The following is a 17,203-nucleotide window of genomic DNA, read 5'->3' as shown; positions in this document are numbered from 1 at the left end:
TCCAAGCCCGAGAGCGGCCATCCCCAGCCTTGAACGTACCCATCGCCCCCCATCGCTTCACCCTCGAACCCTTCGAAGCCCAACGCTTCGCAAACCTGTGCGGCCAGCTCGACGAGCACCTGCGGCTGATCGAGCAGCGGCTGGGCATTGAAATCCGCAACCGTGGCAACCAGTTCGAACTGGTCGGCGAACCCGGCATGACCCAGTCCGGCGAGCTGCTGTTGCGCCGCCTCTACCGGGAAACCCGGGGCTCGGAGCTATCGCCCGATACCGTTCACCTGTTCCTGCAGGAGTCGGCGGTCGAAGACCTCGAAAACCCTGCAGCCAACGAAGTGGCGGTGTCGCTGCGCACGCGCAAGGGCATGATCCGGCCACGGGGCGCCAACCAGCAGAAGTACGTCAAGGCGATCCTGGGCAACGACATCAACTTCGGCATCGGCCCCGCCGGTACCGGCAAGACCTACCTGGCCGTGGCTTGCGCAGTGGATGCGCTGGAGCGCGAGCAGGTGCGGCGCATTCTGCTCGTGCGCCCGGCCGTTGAAGCCGGCGAAAAATTGGGCTTCCTGCCAGGTGACCTGGCGCAGAAGATCGACCCCTACCTGCGCCCACTCTACGACGCGCTCTATGAAATGCTCGGCTTCGAGCATGTGGCCAAGCTCATCGAGCGCCAGGTGATCGAGATCGCGCCCCTGGCCTACATGCGCGGGCGCACGCTCAATAACAGCTTCATCATCCTCGACGAAAGCCAGAACACCACCACCGAGCAGATGAAGATGTTCCTGACCCGCATAGGCTTCGGCTCCACGGCGGTCATCACCGGCGATATCACCCAGGTCGACTTGCCCCGTGGTACCAAGTCCGGTTTGGCGCACGTGATGGACGTGCTGACCGATGTTCCTGGCATCAGTTTCACCCACTTCAAGCCCAAGGACGTGGTACGCCACCCTTTGGTGCAGCGCATCGTCGAAGCTTACGAGCGCTACGATGGCGAGCAGGCAGGCAAGCGCCAGGATGGTTGAGCTCGACCTGCAACGGGCCAGCGATGCCTGCGCCCCCGATGATGCCGCCTTCCAGCAGTGGTGCGAGCTTGCCTTGCGCCACCGCTCGGGCGACTCCGAACTGACCATCCGGTTGGTGGACGAAGCCGAAGGCCGTGAGCTCAACCACACTTACCGCCACAAGGATTACGCCACCAACGTGCTGTCCTTTCCGGCCGATGTGCCAGACGAACTGCTGGACATCCCGCTGCTCGGCGACCTGGTCATCTGCGGGGCCGTCGTCGAACGCGAGGCCCGCGAACAGGGCAAGGCCAGCCAGGCGCACTGGGCGCACCTGGTCATCCATGGGTGCCTGCATCTGCTGGGCTACGATCACATCGAAGACGACGAAGCCGAGGAAATGGAAGCCCTGGAACGGCAGTTGCTTGCTGAACTCGGCCATCCGGACCCTTACGCCGATGACGAAACCGAAACTCCCACCCCGACGCACGAAAGGAACACGAGTAAACCGCTATGAGCGAAGATCGATCGAGCAACGGGCAGAAGTCCTGGCTGGAAAAGATCACCCAGGCTTTTGCCCACGAGCCCAAAAACCGCCAGGAGCTGCTTGAGCTGCTGCGTGAAGCGCACCAGAACAAGCTGCTGGACAGCGAAGCACTGACCATCGTCGAAGGCGCGATCCAGGTGGCCGACCTGCAGGTGCGCGACATCATGGTTCCGCGTTCGCAGGTCATCAGTATCAAGGCCTCGCAAACCCCGCGCGAGTTCCTGCCGGCGGTGATCGACGCCGCCCACTCACGTTACCCGGTCATCGGTGAAAGCCACGACGAAGTGCTGGGCGTATTGCTGGCCAAGGACCTGCTGCCCCTGATCCTTCAGGACAACACCAGCGCCTTCAACCTGAGCGACATGCTTCGCCCCGCCACTTTCGTGCCCGAATCGAAACGCCTGAACGTGCTGTTGCGCGAGTTCCGCGCAAACCACAACCACATGGCCATCGTCATCGATGAATACGGCGGCGTGGCAGGCTTGGTGACCATCGAAGACGTCCTTGAGCAGATCGTCGGCGAAATCGAAGACGAGCACGACGTCGAGGAAGACAGCTACATCAAACCGCTGCCCAGCGGCGACTTCCTGGTCAAGGCCCTCACGCCGATCGATAACTTCAACGAGTTCTTCGACAGCGAGTTCTCCGACGACGAATTCGACACCGTGGGCGGCCTGGTAATGAACGCCTTCGGCCACCTGCCCAAGCGCAATGAAAGCATCGAGATCGGCGCCTGGCGCTTTCGCGTGCTCAACGCCGACAGCCGCCGAATCCACCTGCTGCGCCTGACCCCTACCTCGCGCTGACACTAAGGAACCCCATGCGCTGGATCACTCGCCCCGGTTGGCCGGGCAACTTGCTGGCGGTGATCGCCGGCGCGCTGACAACTCTGGCGCTGGCCCCCTACGATGTGTGGCCGTTGGCACTGGTGGCCCTGGCCATCGCCTATACCGGCCTGCGCCAGCTCAGCCCGCGCCAGGCGCTAGGGCGCGGCTGGTGCTATGGCTTCGGGGTGTATGGAGCAGGCACCAGCTGGATCTACATCAGCATCCACACCTACGGCGAGGCATCGGTCGCGCTGGCAGGTTTTCTGACCCTTGGCCTGGTGGCATGCCTGGCATGGTTCTTCGCCCTGCCGGCCTGGCTCTGGGCCCGCTGGCTGCGCCGTAATGAAGCCCCGTTGGCCGATGCCTTGGGCTTTGCAGCGTTGTGGTTCGCCCAGGAAGTGTTCCGCGGCTGGTTCCTGACCGGGTTCCCGTGGATGTACAGCGGCTACAGCCAACTCAGTGGCCCGCTGGCGGGCCTGGCCCCGTTGGGCGGCGTCTGGCTGATCGGCTTTTGCCTGGCGTTGAGCGCAGCCTTGCTGTGCAACCTGGCTCGCCTGCGCGAACGCCCGGCGTTTTTGGCCATCGGCGTGCTGCTGCTGGCCGGGCCGTGGGCAGCAGGGCTTGCACTCAAGCACCACGCCTGGACCCAACCGGCGGGTAAACCGCTGTCGGTCGCGGCGGTTCAGGGCAACGTTGGGCAAAGCGTGAAATGGGACCCCGCCCACGTCAACGCGCAGTTGCTGCTCTACCGCGACATGACCTTCGACGCACGGCCCACCGACCTGATCATCTGGCCCGAAACCGCCGTGCCGGTGTTCCGCCACCAGGCCCAGGGCTATCTGGACATGTTGGGCAACTTCGCCATCGAGCGCCATGCTGCATTGATCACCGGCGTACCCATCCGCCAGGAAGTGCACAAGCAGCCGCGCTATTTCAATGGCATCACCGTGGTGGGTGAAGGCGAAGGCAGCTACCTCAAGCAGCGGCTGGTGCCCTTCGGTGAGTACGTGCCGTTGCAAGAGCTGTTGCGAGGCCTGATCGCCTTTTTCGACCTGCCCATGTCCGACTTCGCTCGCGGGCCCGAAGGCCAACCACTGCTACAGGCCAAAGGCTACGAGATCGCGCCCTTCATCTGCTACGAGGTGGTATACCCCGATTTTGCCGCCGAGATGGCCGCCGGCAGCGATCTGCTGCTGACCATCAGCAACGACACCTGGTTCGGCACCTCGATAGGCCCTCTGCAGCACCTGCAAATGGCGCAGATGCGTGCGCTGGAAGCCGGCCGCTGGATGATCCGCGCCACCAACAACGGGGTCACAGCGCTGATCAACCCCTACGGCCAGATCACCGAGCGCATTCCGCAGTTCGAGCAGGCCACCCTGTATGGCGAGGTGACCCCCATGCAAGGCCTGACGCCCTACCTGCGCTGGCGCTCATGGCCGCTGATGGCACTGGCTACGCTGATTCTGGGCTGGGCCTTGCTGGCCTCGCGCATGGCCAAGACCGCCTCGGCTCAGTAGAACCAGCGATACCCCAGGCTTCCCAATGCCTCGTTGAACAACTGGGTGCTCTGCCAGAAGGCCTTGCCTTCCGGCAGCCATCCGCCCAGGGGCCTGGCGTTGGCTATCCCTTCGAAGCCTGTCGGCGCACTGATCACCTCCAGCCCCGCCTGCTCGAAACACCACCGCGCCCGCGGCGCATGCCAGGCCTGGGTGACCACCACCACCCGATGCACGCCCTCGGCCTTGAGCAGGTGCGCCGAGAACTCGGCGTTTTCCCACGTGGTGCGGCTGCGCTCTTCCAGCCAGCGGGCCTCTACGCCGAAATCGTCCTGAAGCGACTGCGCCATCAGCCAAGCTTCGCTGGGGGGTGAGCCGTAATGCAGCCCGCCGCTGACAAGCACCGGCAGCCCGCTGGCTTTGGCAATGCGCGCGGCATAGCGCACGCGCTCCAAGGCCAGCGCGGTATTCTGGTCCTCTCCACCCCAGGCAGGGTCGCCGCGCTCACGCCCGGCCCCCAATATCACGATGGCGTCAGCCCGCTCGCGCAAGCCAGCCCATTGCGATGGCGCCACGGCGGGCTCGGTTTCGAGCGCCTTCGCCGCGCGCTGCACTACCGCAGGCAGGCTCATGGCCCACAAGCCGCCAAAGCCGAGCACGAAAAGCGCCAGGGCCAGCCGCGGGCGCCTGCGCCGCAGGGCGAAGGCAAGCCCGATCAGCACCAGCAGGCAGCCGGGGGGCATCGACAATTGCTTGATCACATAACGCCAGAACATGGACCTGCTCCTTTCGTGGAGCCGGCAGGCTAGCGTGTGAGGAAGGGGCGGGCAATGCCCGCCATGGAGGGCCTTACCTGGCTCGGCGAGCCGGGGTGGGCGGAAGGGTGCTGTCGCTTGAAGCCGGGCGCAGCCAGACGACGTTGTCGCGCTCAGCGCACTCTGTGGGCCCGTGTGCCAGAGCCGTGCCAGTGGCCTGTAAGTACGCATTGATCCATCCGAGTTCGGCATGGCTCAGCCCGCGCAGCTCAAGCTCGGCAGGGGGTTCGTTTCCAAGGCCGCGCGCGGTGCGCACCGCATCCAGGGCCAGGCCCAGCCGGTCGATCAGGCGCTCGCAAAGCGCCGGCTCCGGCATGTGTGTCCGCGTTTTCACCATTCACTCACCTCGCTGATGACAAGAGTGACTCCCCAGTGATCAGCTTAGCCGCCCCATCGCCTCCGGCTCGTCGCCGCGACCAATGGCCGAGCCCTTGCAATCAGGGTTTCCCCTGCCATACGGGGGTCATGTATGCTACGGCGTTTCATGGCCGGGCGAGCCACCTGCCCGGCCGTCGTAGCCCCTTGCTCAAGCAACCAAGTAGCCATGTACGAAAACTACCAGCCCCGCGAGATCGAAGCCGCCGCCCGGAGCTTCTGGGACGAGCAGAAGTCCTTTGAAGTCAGTGAACAGCCTGGCAAGCCCACCTACTATTGCCTGTCGATGTTCCCTTACCCCAGCGGCAAGCTACACATGGGGCACGTGCGCAACTACACCATCGGCGACGTGATCGCGCGCTACCAGCGCATGCAGGGGCGCAACGTGCTGCAACCGATGGGCTGGGACGCCTTCGGCATGCCGGCCGAGAACGCCGCCATGAAGAACAAGGTCGCGCCTGCCAAGTGGACGTACGAAAACATCGAGTACATGAAGGCCCAGCTCAAGAGCCTGGGCCTGGCCATCGACTGGTCGCGCGAAGTCACCACCTGCAAGCCTGACTACTACCGCTGGGAACAGTGGCTGTTCACGCGGCTGTTCGAAAAGGGCGTGATCTACCGCAAGAACGGTACCGTGAACTGGGACCCGGTCGACCAGACCGTGCTGGCCAACGAGCAGGTCATCGATGGCCGCGGCTGGCGCTCCGGCGCGCTGGTAGAGAAGCGCGAAATCCCGATGTACTACTTCCGCATCACCGACTACGCAGACGAGCTGCTGCAAAGCCTCGACGAGCTGCCGGGCTGGCCGGAACAAGTCAAAACCATGCAGCGCAACTGGATCGGCAAGTCGCGCGGCATGGAGGTAGGCTTCCCCTATAACACCGACAGCATCGGCCAGGCCGGTGTTCTCAAGGTGTTCACCACCCGCCCCGACACCCTGATGGGCGCCACCTACGTGGCAGTGGCGGCCGAGCATCCGCTCGCAGCCCTGGCCGCCCAGCGCGATCCGTCGCTGCAGGGTTTCATCGACGAGTGCAAGGCCGGCAGCGTTGCCGAGGCCGATGTTGCCACCCAGGAAAAACAGGGGCGCGCCACCTCACTGTTCGTCGAACATCCCCTGACCGGCGAGAAGCTCCCGGTGTGGATCGCCAACTACGTGCTGATGCATTACGGCGACGGCGCGGTGATGGCTGTACCGGCCCATGACGAGCGCGACTTCGAGTTCGCCACCAAGTACGACCTGCCCATCAAACCGGTCGTGCGCACCAGCGCCGGCGATAGCACCCCAGCACCTTGGCAGGCGGCCTACGGCGAGCATGGCGCGCTGATCAATTCCGGCGAGTTCGACGGCCTGGATTTCGAACGTGCCTTCGATGCCATCGAAGCCGCGCTGGCCAACAAGTCGCTGGGTAAATCACGTACCCAGTTCCGCCTGCGCGACTGGGGTATCAGCCGCCAGCGCTACTGGGGCTGCCCGATCCCGATCGTGCATTGCGACGCCTGTGGCGACGTGCCTGTGCCGGAAGACCAGCTCCCCGTCGTGCTGCCTGAAAACGTGGTACCCGATGGTGCCGGCTCACCGCTGGCGCGCATGCCCGAGTTCTACGAGTGCACCTGCCCCAAATGCGGTGCCCCGGCCAAGCGCGAAACCGACACCATGGACACCTTCGTCGAGTCCAGCTGGTATTTCGCCCGCTACGCATCACCCCACTATGACAAGGGCATGGTCGACCCTGCAGCTGCCAACCACTGGTTGCCGGTAGATCAGTACATCGGCGGCATCGAACACGCCATCCTGCACCTGTTGTATGCGCGCTTCTTCCACAAGCTGATGCGCGACGAAGGCCTGGTGAGCTCCAACGAGCCGTTCAAGAACCTGCTCACCCAGGGCATGGTGGTCGCCGAGACCTACTACCGCACCGAAGCCAACGGCGGCAAGAGCTGGTTCAACCCCGCCGATGTCGACCTGGAGCGTGATGCCAAGGCCAAGGTCATCGCCGCTACCCTGCGAAGCGATGGCCAGCCGGTGGAAATCGGTGGCACCGAGAAGATGTCGAAGTCCAAGAACAATGGCGTCGACCCTCAGGCGATGATCGAGCAGTACGGCGCAGACACCTGCCGCCTGTTCATGATGTTCGCCTCGCCACCCGACATGAGCCTGGAGTGGTCCGACTCAGGGGTCGAGGGCGCGAGCCGGTTCCTGCGTCGCGTCTGGCGCCTGGCACAGGCTCACGTGAGCCAGGGCCTGCCTGGCAAGCTCGAGCTGGCCAGCCTGAACGACGAGCAAAAGGCAGTGCGCCGCGCCATTCACCTGGCCATCAAGCAGGCCAGCCAGGATGTTGGCCTTCATCACAAGTTCAACACCGCCATCGCCCAGGTGATGACGCTGATGAACGTGCTCGAGAAAGCAGGCCAGGCCAGTGACACCGACCGCGCGTTGCTGCAGGAAGGCCTTGAAGCCGTCACCCTGCTGCTGGCGCCGATCACCCCACACATCAGCCATCAGCTGTGGGCAGAGCTCGGCCATGCGGAGGCAGCCATCGACGCGGCCTGGCCGGTGGTGGATGAAACGGCACTGGTACAAGACACCCTGACGCTGGTGGTGCAGGTCAATGGCAAGCTGCGCGGCCAGATCGACATGCCCGCCTCCGCGACCCGTGAAGAAATCGAAGCGGCGGCGCGGGTCAACGAAAACGTGCTGCGCTTCACCGAGGGCCTGACCTTGCGCAAGGTCATCGTGGTTCCGGGCAAGCTGGTCAATATCGTCGCCAACTGATCGGCCGGCGGCGCCCAGCCGGGCGCCCCTACCGCTTGGCCTACAAGGTTTGAAGGAGCAACAAGCATGATCAAACGCAACCTGCTGGTCATTGGCCTTGCCACGGTGCTGGGCGGCTGCGGTTTCCAGCTGCGCGGCACCCAGGTCGACGCCATGTCGATCAAGGAGATGGATTTCTCCGCGCGCGACGTTTACGGCCCGTTCACTCGCGAGATGCGCTCACTGCTCGAACACAGCGGCGTGCGCATCGTCGGCGGCGCGCCCTACAAGCTGGTGCTCGGCCGCCAGGAAGAAAACCGCCGCAACGCCAGCTATAACGGCTCGGCGCGCGCATCGGAAGTCGAGCTCAGCTCGACGATCAACTACCAGATCATCGGCCGCAATCAGCGCGTGCTGATCGATGATCACATGGACGTGCAGAAGATCTACCTGCAGGACAGCAGCAACCTGGCAGGCTCCGACGAAGAAGCCCGGCAGACCCGCCAGGAAATGCGCCGCGACTTGGAACAACGGCTGATGTTGCGCCTGGCGCAGCTCAAGCCCGAGCAGCTTGATGAGCTGCAGGCCAAGGCCGATGCTCGTGCCGAAGCCGAAGCCGCAGCGGCCGCCGAAGCCCAGCGCGTGCAAGACAACACACCGCAACAATCGCCGCTGGAACTGCCGCCGGCGCAATGACCGCCTACCCCGCCCCTGTGGCGGGGTCGCTTTTTCGAGGCCTCGATGAAACTCGCTCCCGCGCAACTGGGCCGGCACCTGCAAGGGCAACTGGCACCTGTGTACATCGTCAGCGGCGACGAGCCTCTGCTGTGCCAGGAAGCGCTCGACGCTATCCGCACAGCGGCGCGCCAGCAGGGCCACGACGAGCGCCAGGTCTTCAACGCCGAAGCCAATTTCGACTGGGGCGCGCTGCTCGAGGCAAGCGCGAGCCTTTCGCTTTTCGCCGAAAAGCGCCTGCTGGAGCTGCGGCTGCCCTCAGGGAAACCCGGCGACAAGGGCGCGGCCGCGCTCATCGAATACTGCTCTCGCCCCGCTGACGACACGGTGCTGCTCATCAGCCTGCCCAAGCTGGATGGCAATCAGCAGAAAAGCAAATGGGGCGCAGCCCTGGTCAACGGCGAGCACACTCAGTTCGTGCAGATCTGGCCAATAGACAGCACCCAGCTGCCGCAGTGGATTCGCCAGCGCCTGGCCCAGGCTGGCCTAGCTGCCCAGCCCGAGGCGGTTGACCTGATCGCCGAGCGTGTTGAAGGCAACCTGCTGGCCGCTGCCCAGGAAATCGAGAAGCTCAAGCTGCTGGTCGAAGGCGATCAGGTGACGCTGGAAACCGTCCAAAGCGCGGTAGCCGACAGTGCCCGCTTCGATGTATTCGGCCTGGTCGACGCCATTCTTGCCGGTGATGCCAGCCACGCGCTGCGCATGCTCGACGGGCTGCGCGGCGAAGGGGTGGAGCCTGCGGTGATCCTCTGGGCACTGGCGCGGGAACTGCGCACCCTCGGTAGCCTTGCGCAGCAGTTCAGCCAGGGCGTGCCGCTGGATAAAGCCTTCAGCAGCATGCGCCCACCGATCTGGGACAAACGCCGCCCCTTGGTGAGCAAAGCCTTGCAGCGGTTATCGGCGGCACGCTGGCAGCAATTGCTACTCGACGCGCAACACCTGGATGCACAAATCAAGGGCCAGGCCGAAGGCTCAGTATGGGCAGGCCTGGCGCGGCTGGCGCTGTTGATGTGCGGCCAACGCTTGGCGCTGGCCGCCCAGTGACTGGCTTGGGGCCGAGCGCTGCGGCGTGATAAGGTGCAGGCCTGTGCGATCAACTGGAAGCCTGCATGTTCTTCAGCCGTACCTCTGTCGCCTTCTGGCGCCGCGCCCTTCTTACCACCGGCATGGTGTTGCTTAGCGCCTGCTCCGATCGCCCCTCCTCTGCCGAGCCCCTCCCCGGGAGCGCCCCCGAACAACCCAAGCCAATCACCACCCTGGCACCGATGGACGCAGACGGCCAGCCCGTTCCGGCCGAGACCTTCGGGGAGTGGCAGGCGCGCTTCCGCCAGCAGGCGCTGCAAGCCGGTATCCGCCCAGACGTCTTCGATGCGGCCTTTGCCGGTGTCGAGCCAGACCCTGCGGTGGTCACCGCTGACCGTTCCCAGCCTGAGTTCACACGGCCGGTGTGGGAGTACCTGGACAACGCAATCTCCGCCAATCGTGTCCGCCGCGGGCAAACCCTGATGAATCAGTACGCCGGGGTGTTGCTGCAGTTGGAGCAGCGCTACGGCGTCGATCGCCAGGCGCTGGTCGCGGTGTGGGGGATGGAGAGCAGCTTCGGGCAGATCCAGGGCGACAAGTCGGTGATTCGCTCACTGGCCACGCTCGCCTATGAAGGCCGCCGGCCAGGCTTCGCCCAGGACCAGCTGATCGCCGCCTTGCAGATTCTGCAAAACGGCGACATCACCGCTGATCGCATGCGCGGCTCCTGGGCAGGCGCCATGGGCCAGACCCAGTTCATTCCCACTACCTACAACTCCCATGCCGTGGACTTCGACGGTGACGGCAAGCGCGACATCTGGGGCAGTGCGGCCGACGCGCTGGCCTCTACCGCCAACTACCTGGCAGCTTCCGGCTGGCAAAAGGGCCAGAGTTGGGGTTTCGAGGTGCAGCTGCCCAATGGGTTCGACTACGCCCAAGCCGATGCCAGCCTGCGCAAGCCGGTCAGCCAGTGGCTCGCCGAAGGCGTGCAACTGCCGGCAGGCTCCACATTGCCGCCTGGCAGCGGCAACCTTCAGGCCGCGCTGTTGCTGCCCGCAGGCTATCGGGGCCCGGCGTTCCTCATCCTCGACAACTTCCGGGTAGTGCTCAAATACAACAACTCGTCATCGTACGCGCTGGCTGTAAGCCTGCTCAGCCAGCGCCTGGCCGGCACCGGTGGCTACATTCTGGGCACTTGGCCCAAAGATGACCTGCCATTGACACGCAGTGAGCGCATCGAGCTGCAAACACTGCTGACCGCCAGCGGCTTCGATGCTGGCAACCCGGACGGCATCATCGGTGCCAACACCCGCAAGGCGATTCGCAGTGCTCAGCAACAGCGGGGGTGGCCAGCCGACGGCTACGCCAACCATGCGTTGCTGGACAGTTTGCGCAAACGGTGAGCGATGGGGGGCACGCCGCCCTGCGGAGCCCCCCAATTAGCCGGTATCAGGCAATCAGCAGGCGCCGCTCGCTGGCGTCCAGCACCACTTGTGCGCCCATGGGCAGCGTGAGGTTGGGCTGGCAGTGGCCCGAGCGCCAGCCGGCCAGCACAGGCACCCCCAGGGGCGTAAAAAATTCAGCCAACAACGGCTGCAGCTGCTGCGTCGAAATCCCTGCGAAATCCCCGACCAACACCCCGGCCAAGCCATGGAGCTTACCTGCCAGGCGCAGCTGCGTAAGCAGGCGATCCACCCGGTAGAGCGGCTCGTTTACATCTTCGATGAACAGCACTGCGCCTTCGCTCTGGAGCGCCCAAGGCGTGCCAAGGGTTGCGCACAGCAGTGAGAGGTTTCCGCCTGCCAAGTGGCCGCTGGCACGCCCTGGGGCTACGGTCTTCAAGGGCCAGCCTGAGGGGTGTGCTATCTCGCCCATTGGCTGGCCTTGGAGCATCGCCAGCAAGGCGCCCTCGCCCGGTTGCAAGCCAGGTAGCAACTCGGAACGAAACAGCGGGCCGTGGAAGGTCACCAACCCCGCGAGCTGGTTGAACGCCAGGTGCAATGCGGTGATGTCGCTGTAGCCAACGAAAGGCTTGGGGTTGGCGCGTATCAGCTCGATATCGAGCCGGTCGAGCAGCCGGGGCGTGCCATAGCCGCCACGCAGGCAGAGGATGGCGTCGACCTCGGGGTCGGCGAACGCTGCGTGCAGGTCGGCCAACCGGCGCTCATCGCTGCCGGCCAGATAGCCGGCTTTCTCGAACACGCCTGGGTAGATGCGCAGCCGATAGCCCAGGTGATCGGCCCAGGCATGGGCTTGGCTAGCTTCCAGGCTGCCAGGGCCCGCTGGGGCGACCAAGGCGAACTGGCCCCCTGCAGGCATCGGCTTGGGCCAGGTCGGCATCAGAGCTTGATCTTGGCTTCGTGGGCCTGTTGATCGGCGTGGTAGGACGAGCGCACCAGAGGGCCGGACGCCACGTTCTTGAAGCCCATCCGGTAGCCCTCTTCTGCGAACCAGGCGAAGGTGTCCGGGTGTACGAAGCGTTGGACTGGCAGGTGATTGCGCGAAGGCTGCAAGTACTGGCCCAGCGTCAGCATGTCGATATCGTGCTCGCGCATGCGATGCATGACTTCGATCACTTCTTCGTCGGTTTCCCCGAGCCCCAGCATCAGGCCAGATTTGGTCGGCACGTGCGGGACCATCTGCTTGAACTTCTGCAGCAGGTCCAGCGACCAGTCGTAATCGGAGCCTGGGCGCGCGGCGCGGTAAAGCCGCGGCACGGTCTCCAGGTTATGGTTGAACACATCCGGCGGCTCGGCCGCGGTGATTTCCAGCGCGACGTCCATGCGCCCGCGGTAGTCAGGCACCAGGGTTTCGAGCTGCACGCCAGGCGAGAGCTTGCGAATCTCGCGGATACAGTCGGCAAAGTGCTGGGCGCCGCCATCGCGCAGGTCATCACGGTCTACCGAGGTGATCACCACGTACTTCAGGCGCAGGTCCGCGATGGCGATGGCCAGGTTCATCGGCTCGTCCACATCCAGCGGCTTCGGCCGGCCGTGGCCCACGTCGCAGAATGGGCAGCGGCGGGTGCAGATATCACCCATGATCATGAAGGTCGCGGTACCGCCCGAGAAGCATTCGCCCAGGTTGGGGCAGGAGGCTTCTTCACACACGCTGTGCAGCTTGTGCTTGCGCAACAGCTGCTTGATGCGATCGACCTCAGGCGAAACCGGAATACGCACGCGAATCCAGTCAGGCTTTTTCGGCAGCTCCTCGGTGGGGATGATCTTCACCGGGATGCGCGCAACCTTTTCGGCGCCGCGCAGCTTCACCCCCGCCTCGACCTTGGCCGGGCGCGGCTTGTCGGTTTTGGGGTCCAGGGTTGCCACGGTATCTTGCGCAGTAGTCATATCAGTCGATTCCGCCCGTCAGGGTCGTCTGCTCAGCATAGTCGAGGTGTTTGACGAGCTGCGCGCGCAGCCGGGCACTGACCTCGGCCATATCAATCGGGCCCGTGTGCTCGCGCACTTGGGTCATGGGTAGCCCGGCGTAACCACAAGGGTTGATGCGCCGGAAGGGAGCCAGGTCCATGTCGACGTTCAGCGCCAGCCCATGGAACGATCGGCCATTGCGAATGCGCAGCCCCAAGGAAGCGATCTTGGCGCCACCAACATAGACGCCCGGCGCATCTGCCTTGGCTTGGCTCGCGATGCCGAAGCTGGCGAGGGTGTCGATCAAGCTGTGCTCGATGCGGTTGACCAAGTCGCGTACACCGAAGCCACGAGCCCGTACATCGAGCAGCAGGTAAGCGACCAGTTGGCCAGGCCCATGGTAGGTCACTTGGCCGCCGCGGTCGACCTTCACCACCGGAATGTCGCCCGGCAGCAGCAGGTGCTCGGGCTTGCCGGCCTGGCCCTGGGTGAACACCGGCGGATGCTGCACCAGCCAGAGTTCGTCGCCAGCAGCCGCCGGCCGGTGGTCGGTAAAATGCTGCATGGCGCGCCAGACTGGCTCATACGGCGCCAAGCCCAGTTCACGCACACCCAGCACCCCAGGCATCAGAGCACCATGTGCACGACGCCGGTCGCCCGCAACGCGCTGTTGATGTCGCGCAGCTGGTCCTGGCCGGTCGCCAAGATGTGCAATTGCACAGTGGTGTATTTGCCATTGCTGCTCTGGCGCTCGGCCAGCGTAGCAATGTCGACGGCGGCGTACTTGGACAGGATCTCGATCACCAGGTCCTTGAAGCCAACCGTGGTGTCACCAATCACCTTGATCGGGTAGTCCTTGCAAGGAAATTCGATGACAGGCGGCTTTGCAGCGGTATCAGTCATGGCAGTGACGGCCTCATCAAGCCGTTAAAAACAAGCCCGCCCCCACCAAACTGGCGGGGGCGGGCCGACAGGGCTGGTCAGTTGAACAAGCCGTAGAAGAATAGGCGAATGCTATCCCAGATGCGGCGGAAGATACCACCCTCGTCAACGGCGTCCAGCGCAACGAGATCCTTTGTCTCAACCACTTTGTCGCCGTTCTTCACCTCGACCTTGCCGATGACCTGGCCCTGAGCGATGGGAGCGGTCAGTTGCGGGTTGAGGGTCATGCTGGCCTGCAGGTTCTTCAGCTGGCCGCGCGGCAGCGTCATGGCCAGATCCTCGGCAAGGCCTGCCTTCACTTCGCCGGCAGTGCCCTTCCATACGGTGGCCTTGGCCAGTTCGGTGCCGGCTTTGTAGAAGGTCTGGGTTTCATAGAAGCGGAAGCCGTAGGTCAGCAGCTTCTGCGTTTCGGCGGCGCGGGCTTGGTCGCTGGTAGTGCCGAACACCACTGCGATCAGGCGCATGCCGTCACGCACGGCCGAGGCGGCCAGGCAGTAGCCGGCTTCTTCGGTGTGGCCGGTTTTCAGGCCATCGACCGTCTTGTCGCGCCACAGCAACAGGTTGCGGTTGGGCTGCTTGATGTTGTTCCAGAAGAATTCCTTCTGGGAATAGATCGCGTAGTGCGCCGGGTCTTCATGGATGATCGCGCGGGCCAGGATGCCGATGTCATGGGCCGTGGAGTAGTGGTCCGGGTTCGGCAGGCCGGTGGGGTTCATGAAGTGGCTGTTGACCATGCCCAGCTTCTGCGCCTGGGCATTCATCATGTCGGCAAAGGCATCCTCGGAGCCGGCGATGTGCTCGGAGAGCGCGACGGTGGCATCGTTACCCGACTGGATGATGATCCCGTGCAGCAGGTCGCTGACCGATACCTGGGAGCCGACCTTGATGAACATCCGCGAACCGCCGGTGCGCCAGGCGTTCTCGCTGACGGTCACCATGTCGGTGTCCTTGATCTGGCCCCGGTGGATTTCCAGGGTGGCGATGTAGGCCGACATCAATTTGGTCAGGCTCGCCGGCGGCAGGCGCTCGTCGCCGTTGCTTTCGACCAGTACCTGGCCGCTGTTGGCTTCCATCAGCACGTAGGCCTTGGCCGCCAGTTGAGGCGGGGCGGGAACCATTTGCGTGACATCGGCAGCCCAGGCGGGCGTGGTCAACAGTGGAACGAGCAGGCACAAGCGTTTGGCAAAGGTGGTGATGTTCATCCGTCTCTCGAAATGGTTGTTAAGGCGAATCTTCTTGGTTCGGGCTCGAGCTTCGAGCCACTTGCTGCCGGCTGCCGTCCGTGGCCGCCGTTCATTCGGTGACCACGCTCGGCGTGCCGAGGTTGGCCATGCGAATCGTGTTCTGCATTTGCTGTGCATCGTTCTGCGAGGCGATCGGCCCCAGCCGCACACGGTACAGGGTTTGCTGGTTACGCACGATCGGGCTGGTAAAAGCCGGGGCGCTCACCATCGAGCCCAGCTTCGACCGGAGCAGTTCGGCAGCGTCCGGGTTGGCGAAGGCTCCCACCTGGAGAAACAGGCCAGTTGCTTGCGCAGAAGCGTTTTTTTTTGGGTCGATCGCCACGGGCTGCACGGCCGGCGCATGCTGCTCAGGCGGAGGCGTGTATTGCTCGATGGTCCCGGCGCTGGCGGTGAGCGCCGGTTGGAGAGGCGGCGTACTGACGACCGGTTCCTTGAGCATCAACGGCGCAGGACGGCCACGGGCCGCCCACCACTGGGCTGGGTCGATACCCTCGACGCGCACCCGCGCAGTGCCGATCTCGGCGTAGCCGAGCTTCTTGGCGGCTGCATAGGAGAGGTCGATGATCCGGTCGGAATAGAACGGGCCGCGATCGTTGACCCGCAGGATCACGCTACGGTTGTTATCGAGGTTGGTTACCCGAACGTAGCTGGGCAGCGGCAACGTCTTGTGCGCTGCACTCATGCCGTAGAGGTCGTACACCTCGCCATTGGCGGTGTTCTGGCCATGGAACTTGGTGCCGTACCAGGACGCAGTGCCGGTAGCCACGTAACTTTTGGAGTCGGCCATGGGGAAGTAGGTCTTGCCCAGCACGGTGTAGGGGTTGGCCTTGTAGGGCCCGGTGTGCAAGGTAGGCACCGCATCGGGGATCTTGTTGACGTCCACGTCCCACCAAGGGGCGCCGTCCTTGTGCGCGTGGTTGATATCGAGCCCGGGCTGTGCAGCAACCTTGTAGCCGGTCGAGGGCGTGCGGCTGCCGGTTGAACAGCTGGCAACCAACAGGGCCGCCGCGCCGCAGACCATCAGCTTCACGGATGTGCTCGTAACCAGAAACCGCATTTATTTACCGCCCCGTACCTGGATCAGACGATCCGCCAATTGATGCACCGCCATCGCGTACATCGCGCTGCGGTTATACCGCGTGATCACATAGAAATTCTTCTGGCCCATCCAGTATTCAGGGCCTTGGTCGCCGTCGAGCATGAACGCTGTGACCGGCTCATCGTCGCGCAGCGCATCATGACTCGACCACCCCAGCGCTCGCAACTCCCCAACGGTACGATCAGGGTCCAGACCCGCACTCAAACCACTCTGAGCCCGGCTGCCTTGCAGCTGTGCGCGGCTGACCACGCCCTGCCCCGCCACCCAGCCGTGGCGGGCGAAGTAGCTGGCGACACTGCCGATGGCGTCGTCTGGGTCGCTCCAGATATTGATGTGGCCGTCGTTGTCGAAATCCACCGCGTAGGCCCGAAAGCTACTGGGCATGAACTGCGGCAAGCCCATTGCACCTGCGTAGGAGCCCTTGAGGGTGAGCGGGTCGACCTGCTCCTCCCGAGCCAGCAACAGGAACTCGCGCAGCTCCTTGCGGAAAAAGTCTGCGCGGGGCGGGTAATCGAAGCCCAGTGTCGACAAGGCATCGATCACTCGGTAATTACCGGTGTTACGGCCGAAGAACGTCTCGACGCCGATGATGGCGACGATCACTGAAGCCGGCACCCCGTATTGCTGCTCGGCACGCGCCAGGGCGGCCTCGTGCTGGCGCCAGAAGTCCACACCACGGGCAATGCGCGCGTCGGTGATGAACATGGGCCGGTAGTCCTTCCACGGTTTGACCCGTTCGGCAGGCCGGGAGATGGCGTCGAGAATTGCCTGCTTGCGCTTGGCCTCGCGGAACACCCCCATCAACTGCTCGCTGGCAAAGCCGTAGTCGCGGGTCATTTCACCGACGAACTCGGTCACCTGCGCAGAGCCGTCGTAGTCCCCCGCCTGGGCCGGGCCACTGAGCAGGCCCGCCAGGCCGACCCAAGGGATGTGTCGCGTGGCCCATGCCCGCATTGACTGCATTGTTGACGTCACC

General features: G+C 64.2%; 17 protein-coding genes. 8 read left to right on the top strand and 9 right to left on the bottom strand.

Going from position 1 to position 17,203, the window contains the following annotated elements:
- Nucleotides 1–29 precede the first annotated feature (29 nt).
- From F474_RS12170 to lnt, 4 genes are read left to right on the top strand one after another with little or no spacing between them, the layout of a single operon-like run.
- On the top strand, nt 30–1,019 hold the full coding sequence (locus tag F474_RS12170) for a PhoH family protein (protein WP_097084655.1): 990 nt from the start codon (nt 30–32) through the stop codon (nt 1,017–1,019).
- On the top strand, nt 1,012–1,515 hold the full coding sequence (ybeY, locus tag F474_RS12165) for an rRNA maturation RNase YbeY (protein ID WP_097084654.1): 504 nt from the start codon (nt 1,012–1,014) through the stop codon (nt 1,513–1,515). Before F474_RS12170 ends, ybeY begins: the two co-directional genes overlap by 8 nt.
- Nucleotides 1,512–2,351 carry an HlyC/CorC family transporter gene (locus tag F474_RS12160; protein WP_097084653.1) on the top strand — a complete coding sequence of 280 codons (840 nt, stop codon included), beginning with the start codon at nt 1,512–1,514 and terminating at the stop codon, nt 2,349–2,351. Before ybeY ends, F474_RS12160 begins: the two co-directional genes overlap by 4 nt.
- 14 nt (nt 2,352–2,365) lie before the next feature.
- Nucleotides 2,366–3,892: an apolipoprotein N-acyltransferase gene (gene lnt / locus F474_RS12155; RefSeq protein WP_097084652.1), complete on the top strand. Its 1,527-nt coding sequence runs from the start codon at nt 2,366–2,368 to the stop codon at nt 3,890–3,892.
- On the opposite strand, the gene F474_RS12150 is transcribed toward lnt, so the two are convergent.
- Complete coding sequence (locus F474_RS12150) at nt 3,886–4,647, bottom strand: YdcF family protein (protein WP_097084651.1); 762 nt, start codon at nt 4,645–4,647, stop codon at nt 3,886–3,888. The genes lnt and F474_RS12150 overlap by 7 nt on opposite strands.
- 73 nt (nt 4,648–4,720) lie before the next feature.
- Nucleotides 4,721–5,023 (bottom strand): hypothetical protein, encoded by a 303-nt coding sequence (locus F474_RS12145; RefSeq protein WP_256577712.1) that lies wholly within the window; start codon nt 5,021–5,023, stop codon nt 4,721–4,723.
- Nucleotides 5,024–5,230: 207 nt separating this feature from the next.
- Here F474_RS12145 and leuS point away from each other — a divergent pair, with 207 nt between their 5' ends.
- The 4 genes from leuS to F474_RS12125 all read left to right on the top strand — a co-directional run bounded on the left by leuS (nt 5,231) and on the right by F474_RS12125 (nt 10,977).
- Nucleotides 5,231–7,837 carry a leucine--tRNA ligase gene (gene leuS / locus F474_RS12140; RefSeq protein WP_097084649.1) on the top strand — a complete coding sequence of 869 codons (2,607 nt, stop codon included), beginning with the start codon at nt 5,231–5,233 and terminating at the stop codon, nt 7,835–7,837.
- Nucleotides 7,838–7,903: 66 nt separating this feature from the next.
- Nucleotides 7,904–8,512 (top strand): LPS assembly lipoprotein LptE, encoded by a 609-nt coding sequence (gene lptE, locus F474_RS12135; RefSeq protein ID WP_097084648.1) that lies wholly within the window; start codon nt 7,904–7,906, stop codon nt 8,510–8,512.
- Between the two features lie 45 nt (nt 8,513–8,557).
- Nucleotides 8,558–9,595 (top strand): DNA polymerase III subunit delta, encoded by a 1,038-nt coding sequence (holA, locus tag F474_RS12130; protein WP_097084647.1) that lies wholly within the window; start codon nt 8,558–8,560, stop codon nt 9,593–9,595.
- A 65-nt stretch (nt 9,596–9,660) separates the two neighbouring features.
- On the top strand, nt 9,661–10,977 hold the full coding sequence (locus F474_RS12125; protein ID WP_097084646.1) for a lytic murein transglycosylase: 1,317 nt from the start codon (nt 9,661–9,663) through the stop codon (nt 10,975–10,977).
- Nucleotides 10,978–11,023: 46 nt separating this feature from the next.
- Here the strand turns inward: F474_RS12125 and F474_RS12120 are convergent, their stop codons facing one another.
- The 7 genes from F474_RS12120 to mltB all read right to left on the bottom strand — a co-directional run bounded on the left by F474_RS12120 (nt 11,024) and on the right by mltB (nt 17,190).
- Complete coding sequence (locus F474_RS12120) at nt 11,024–11,914, bottom strand: LD-carboxypeptidase (RefSeq protein WP_097084645.1); 891 nt, start codon at nt 11,912–11,914, stop codon at nt 11,024–11,026.
- The gene (gene lipA, locus F474_RS12115) at nt 11,914–12,921 is read right to left on the bottom strand and encodes a lipoyl synthase (RefSeq protein ID WP_097084644.1); all 1,008 of its coding nucleotides are present in this window, start codon (nt 12,919–12,921) and stop codon (nt 11,914–11,916) included. Before lipA ends, F474_RS12120 begins: the two co-directional genes overlap by 1 nt.
- Before the next feature lies 1 nt (nt 12,922).
- Nucleotides 12,923–13,570: a lipoyl(octanoyl) transferase LipB gene (lipB, locus tag F474_RS12110; protein ID WP_097084643.1), complete on the bottom strand. Its 648-nt coding sequence runs from the start codon at nt 13,568–13,570 to the stop codon at nt 12,923–12,925.
- Nucleotides 13,570–13,845: a DUF493 domain-containing protein gene (locus F474_RS12105; RefSeq protein ID WP_097084642.1), complete on the bottom strand. Its 276-nt coding sequence runs from the start codon at nt 13,843–13,845 to the stop codon at nt 13,570–13,572. The genes lipB and F474_RS12105 overlap by 1 nt, the downstream gene beginning before the upstream one ends.
- Before the next feature lie 77 nt (nt 13,846–13,922).
- Nucleotides 13,923–15,086 (bottom strand): D-alanyl-D-alanine carboxypeptidase family protein, encoded by a 1,164-nt coding sequence (locus tag F474_RS12100; protein ID WP_097084641.1) that lies wholly within the window; start codon nt 15,084–15,086, stop codon nt 13,923–13,925.
- A gap of 91 nt (nt 15,087–15,177) precedes the next feature.
- On the bottom strand, nt 15,178–16,185 hold the full coding sequence (locus tag F474_RS12095; RefSeq protein ID WP_097084640.1) for a septal ring lytic transglycosylase RlpA family protein: 1,008 nt from the start codon (nt 16,183–16,185) through the stop codon (nt 15,178–15,180).
- Entirely contained in the window at nt 16,186–17,190 is a 1,005-nt protein-coding gene (gene mltB / locus F474_RS12090) for a lytic murein transglycosylase B (protein ID WP_097084639.1), read from the bottom strand.
- Nucleotides 17,191–17,203 lie beyond the last annotated feature (13 nt).

It is taken from the genome of Pseudomonas sp. URIL14HWK12:I12 (assembly GCF_003097135.1).
In the GTDB taxonomy this organism is placed as follows: domain Bacteria; phylum Pseudomonadota; class Gammaproteobacteria; order Pseudomonadales; family Pseudomonadaceae; genus Aquipseudomonas.
Note: the sequence above shows the minus strand (reverse complement) of the source record. Positions and strands in the feature narration are given on the sequence as shown.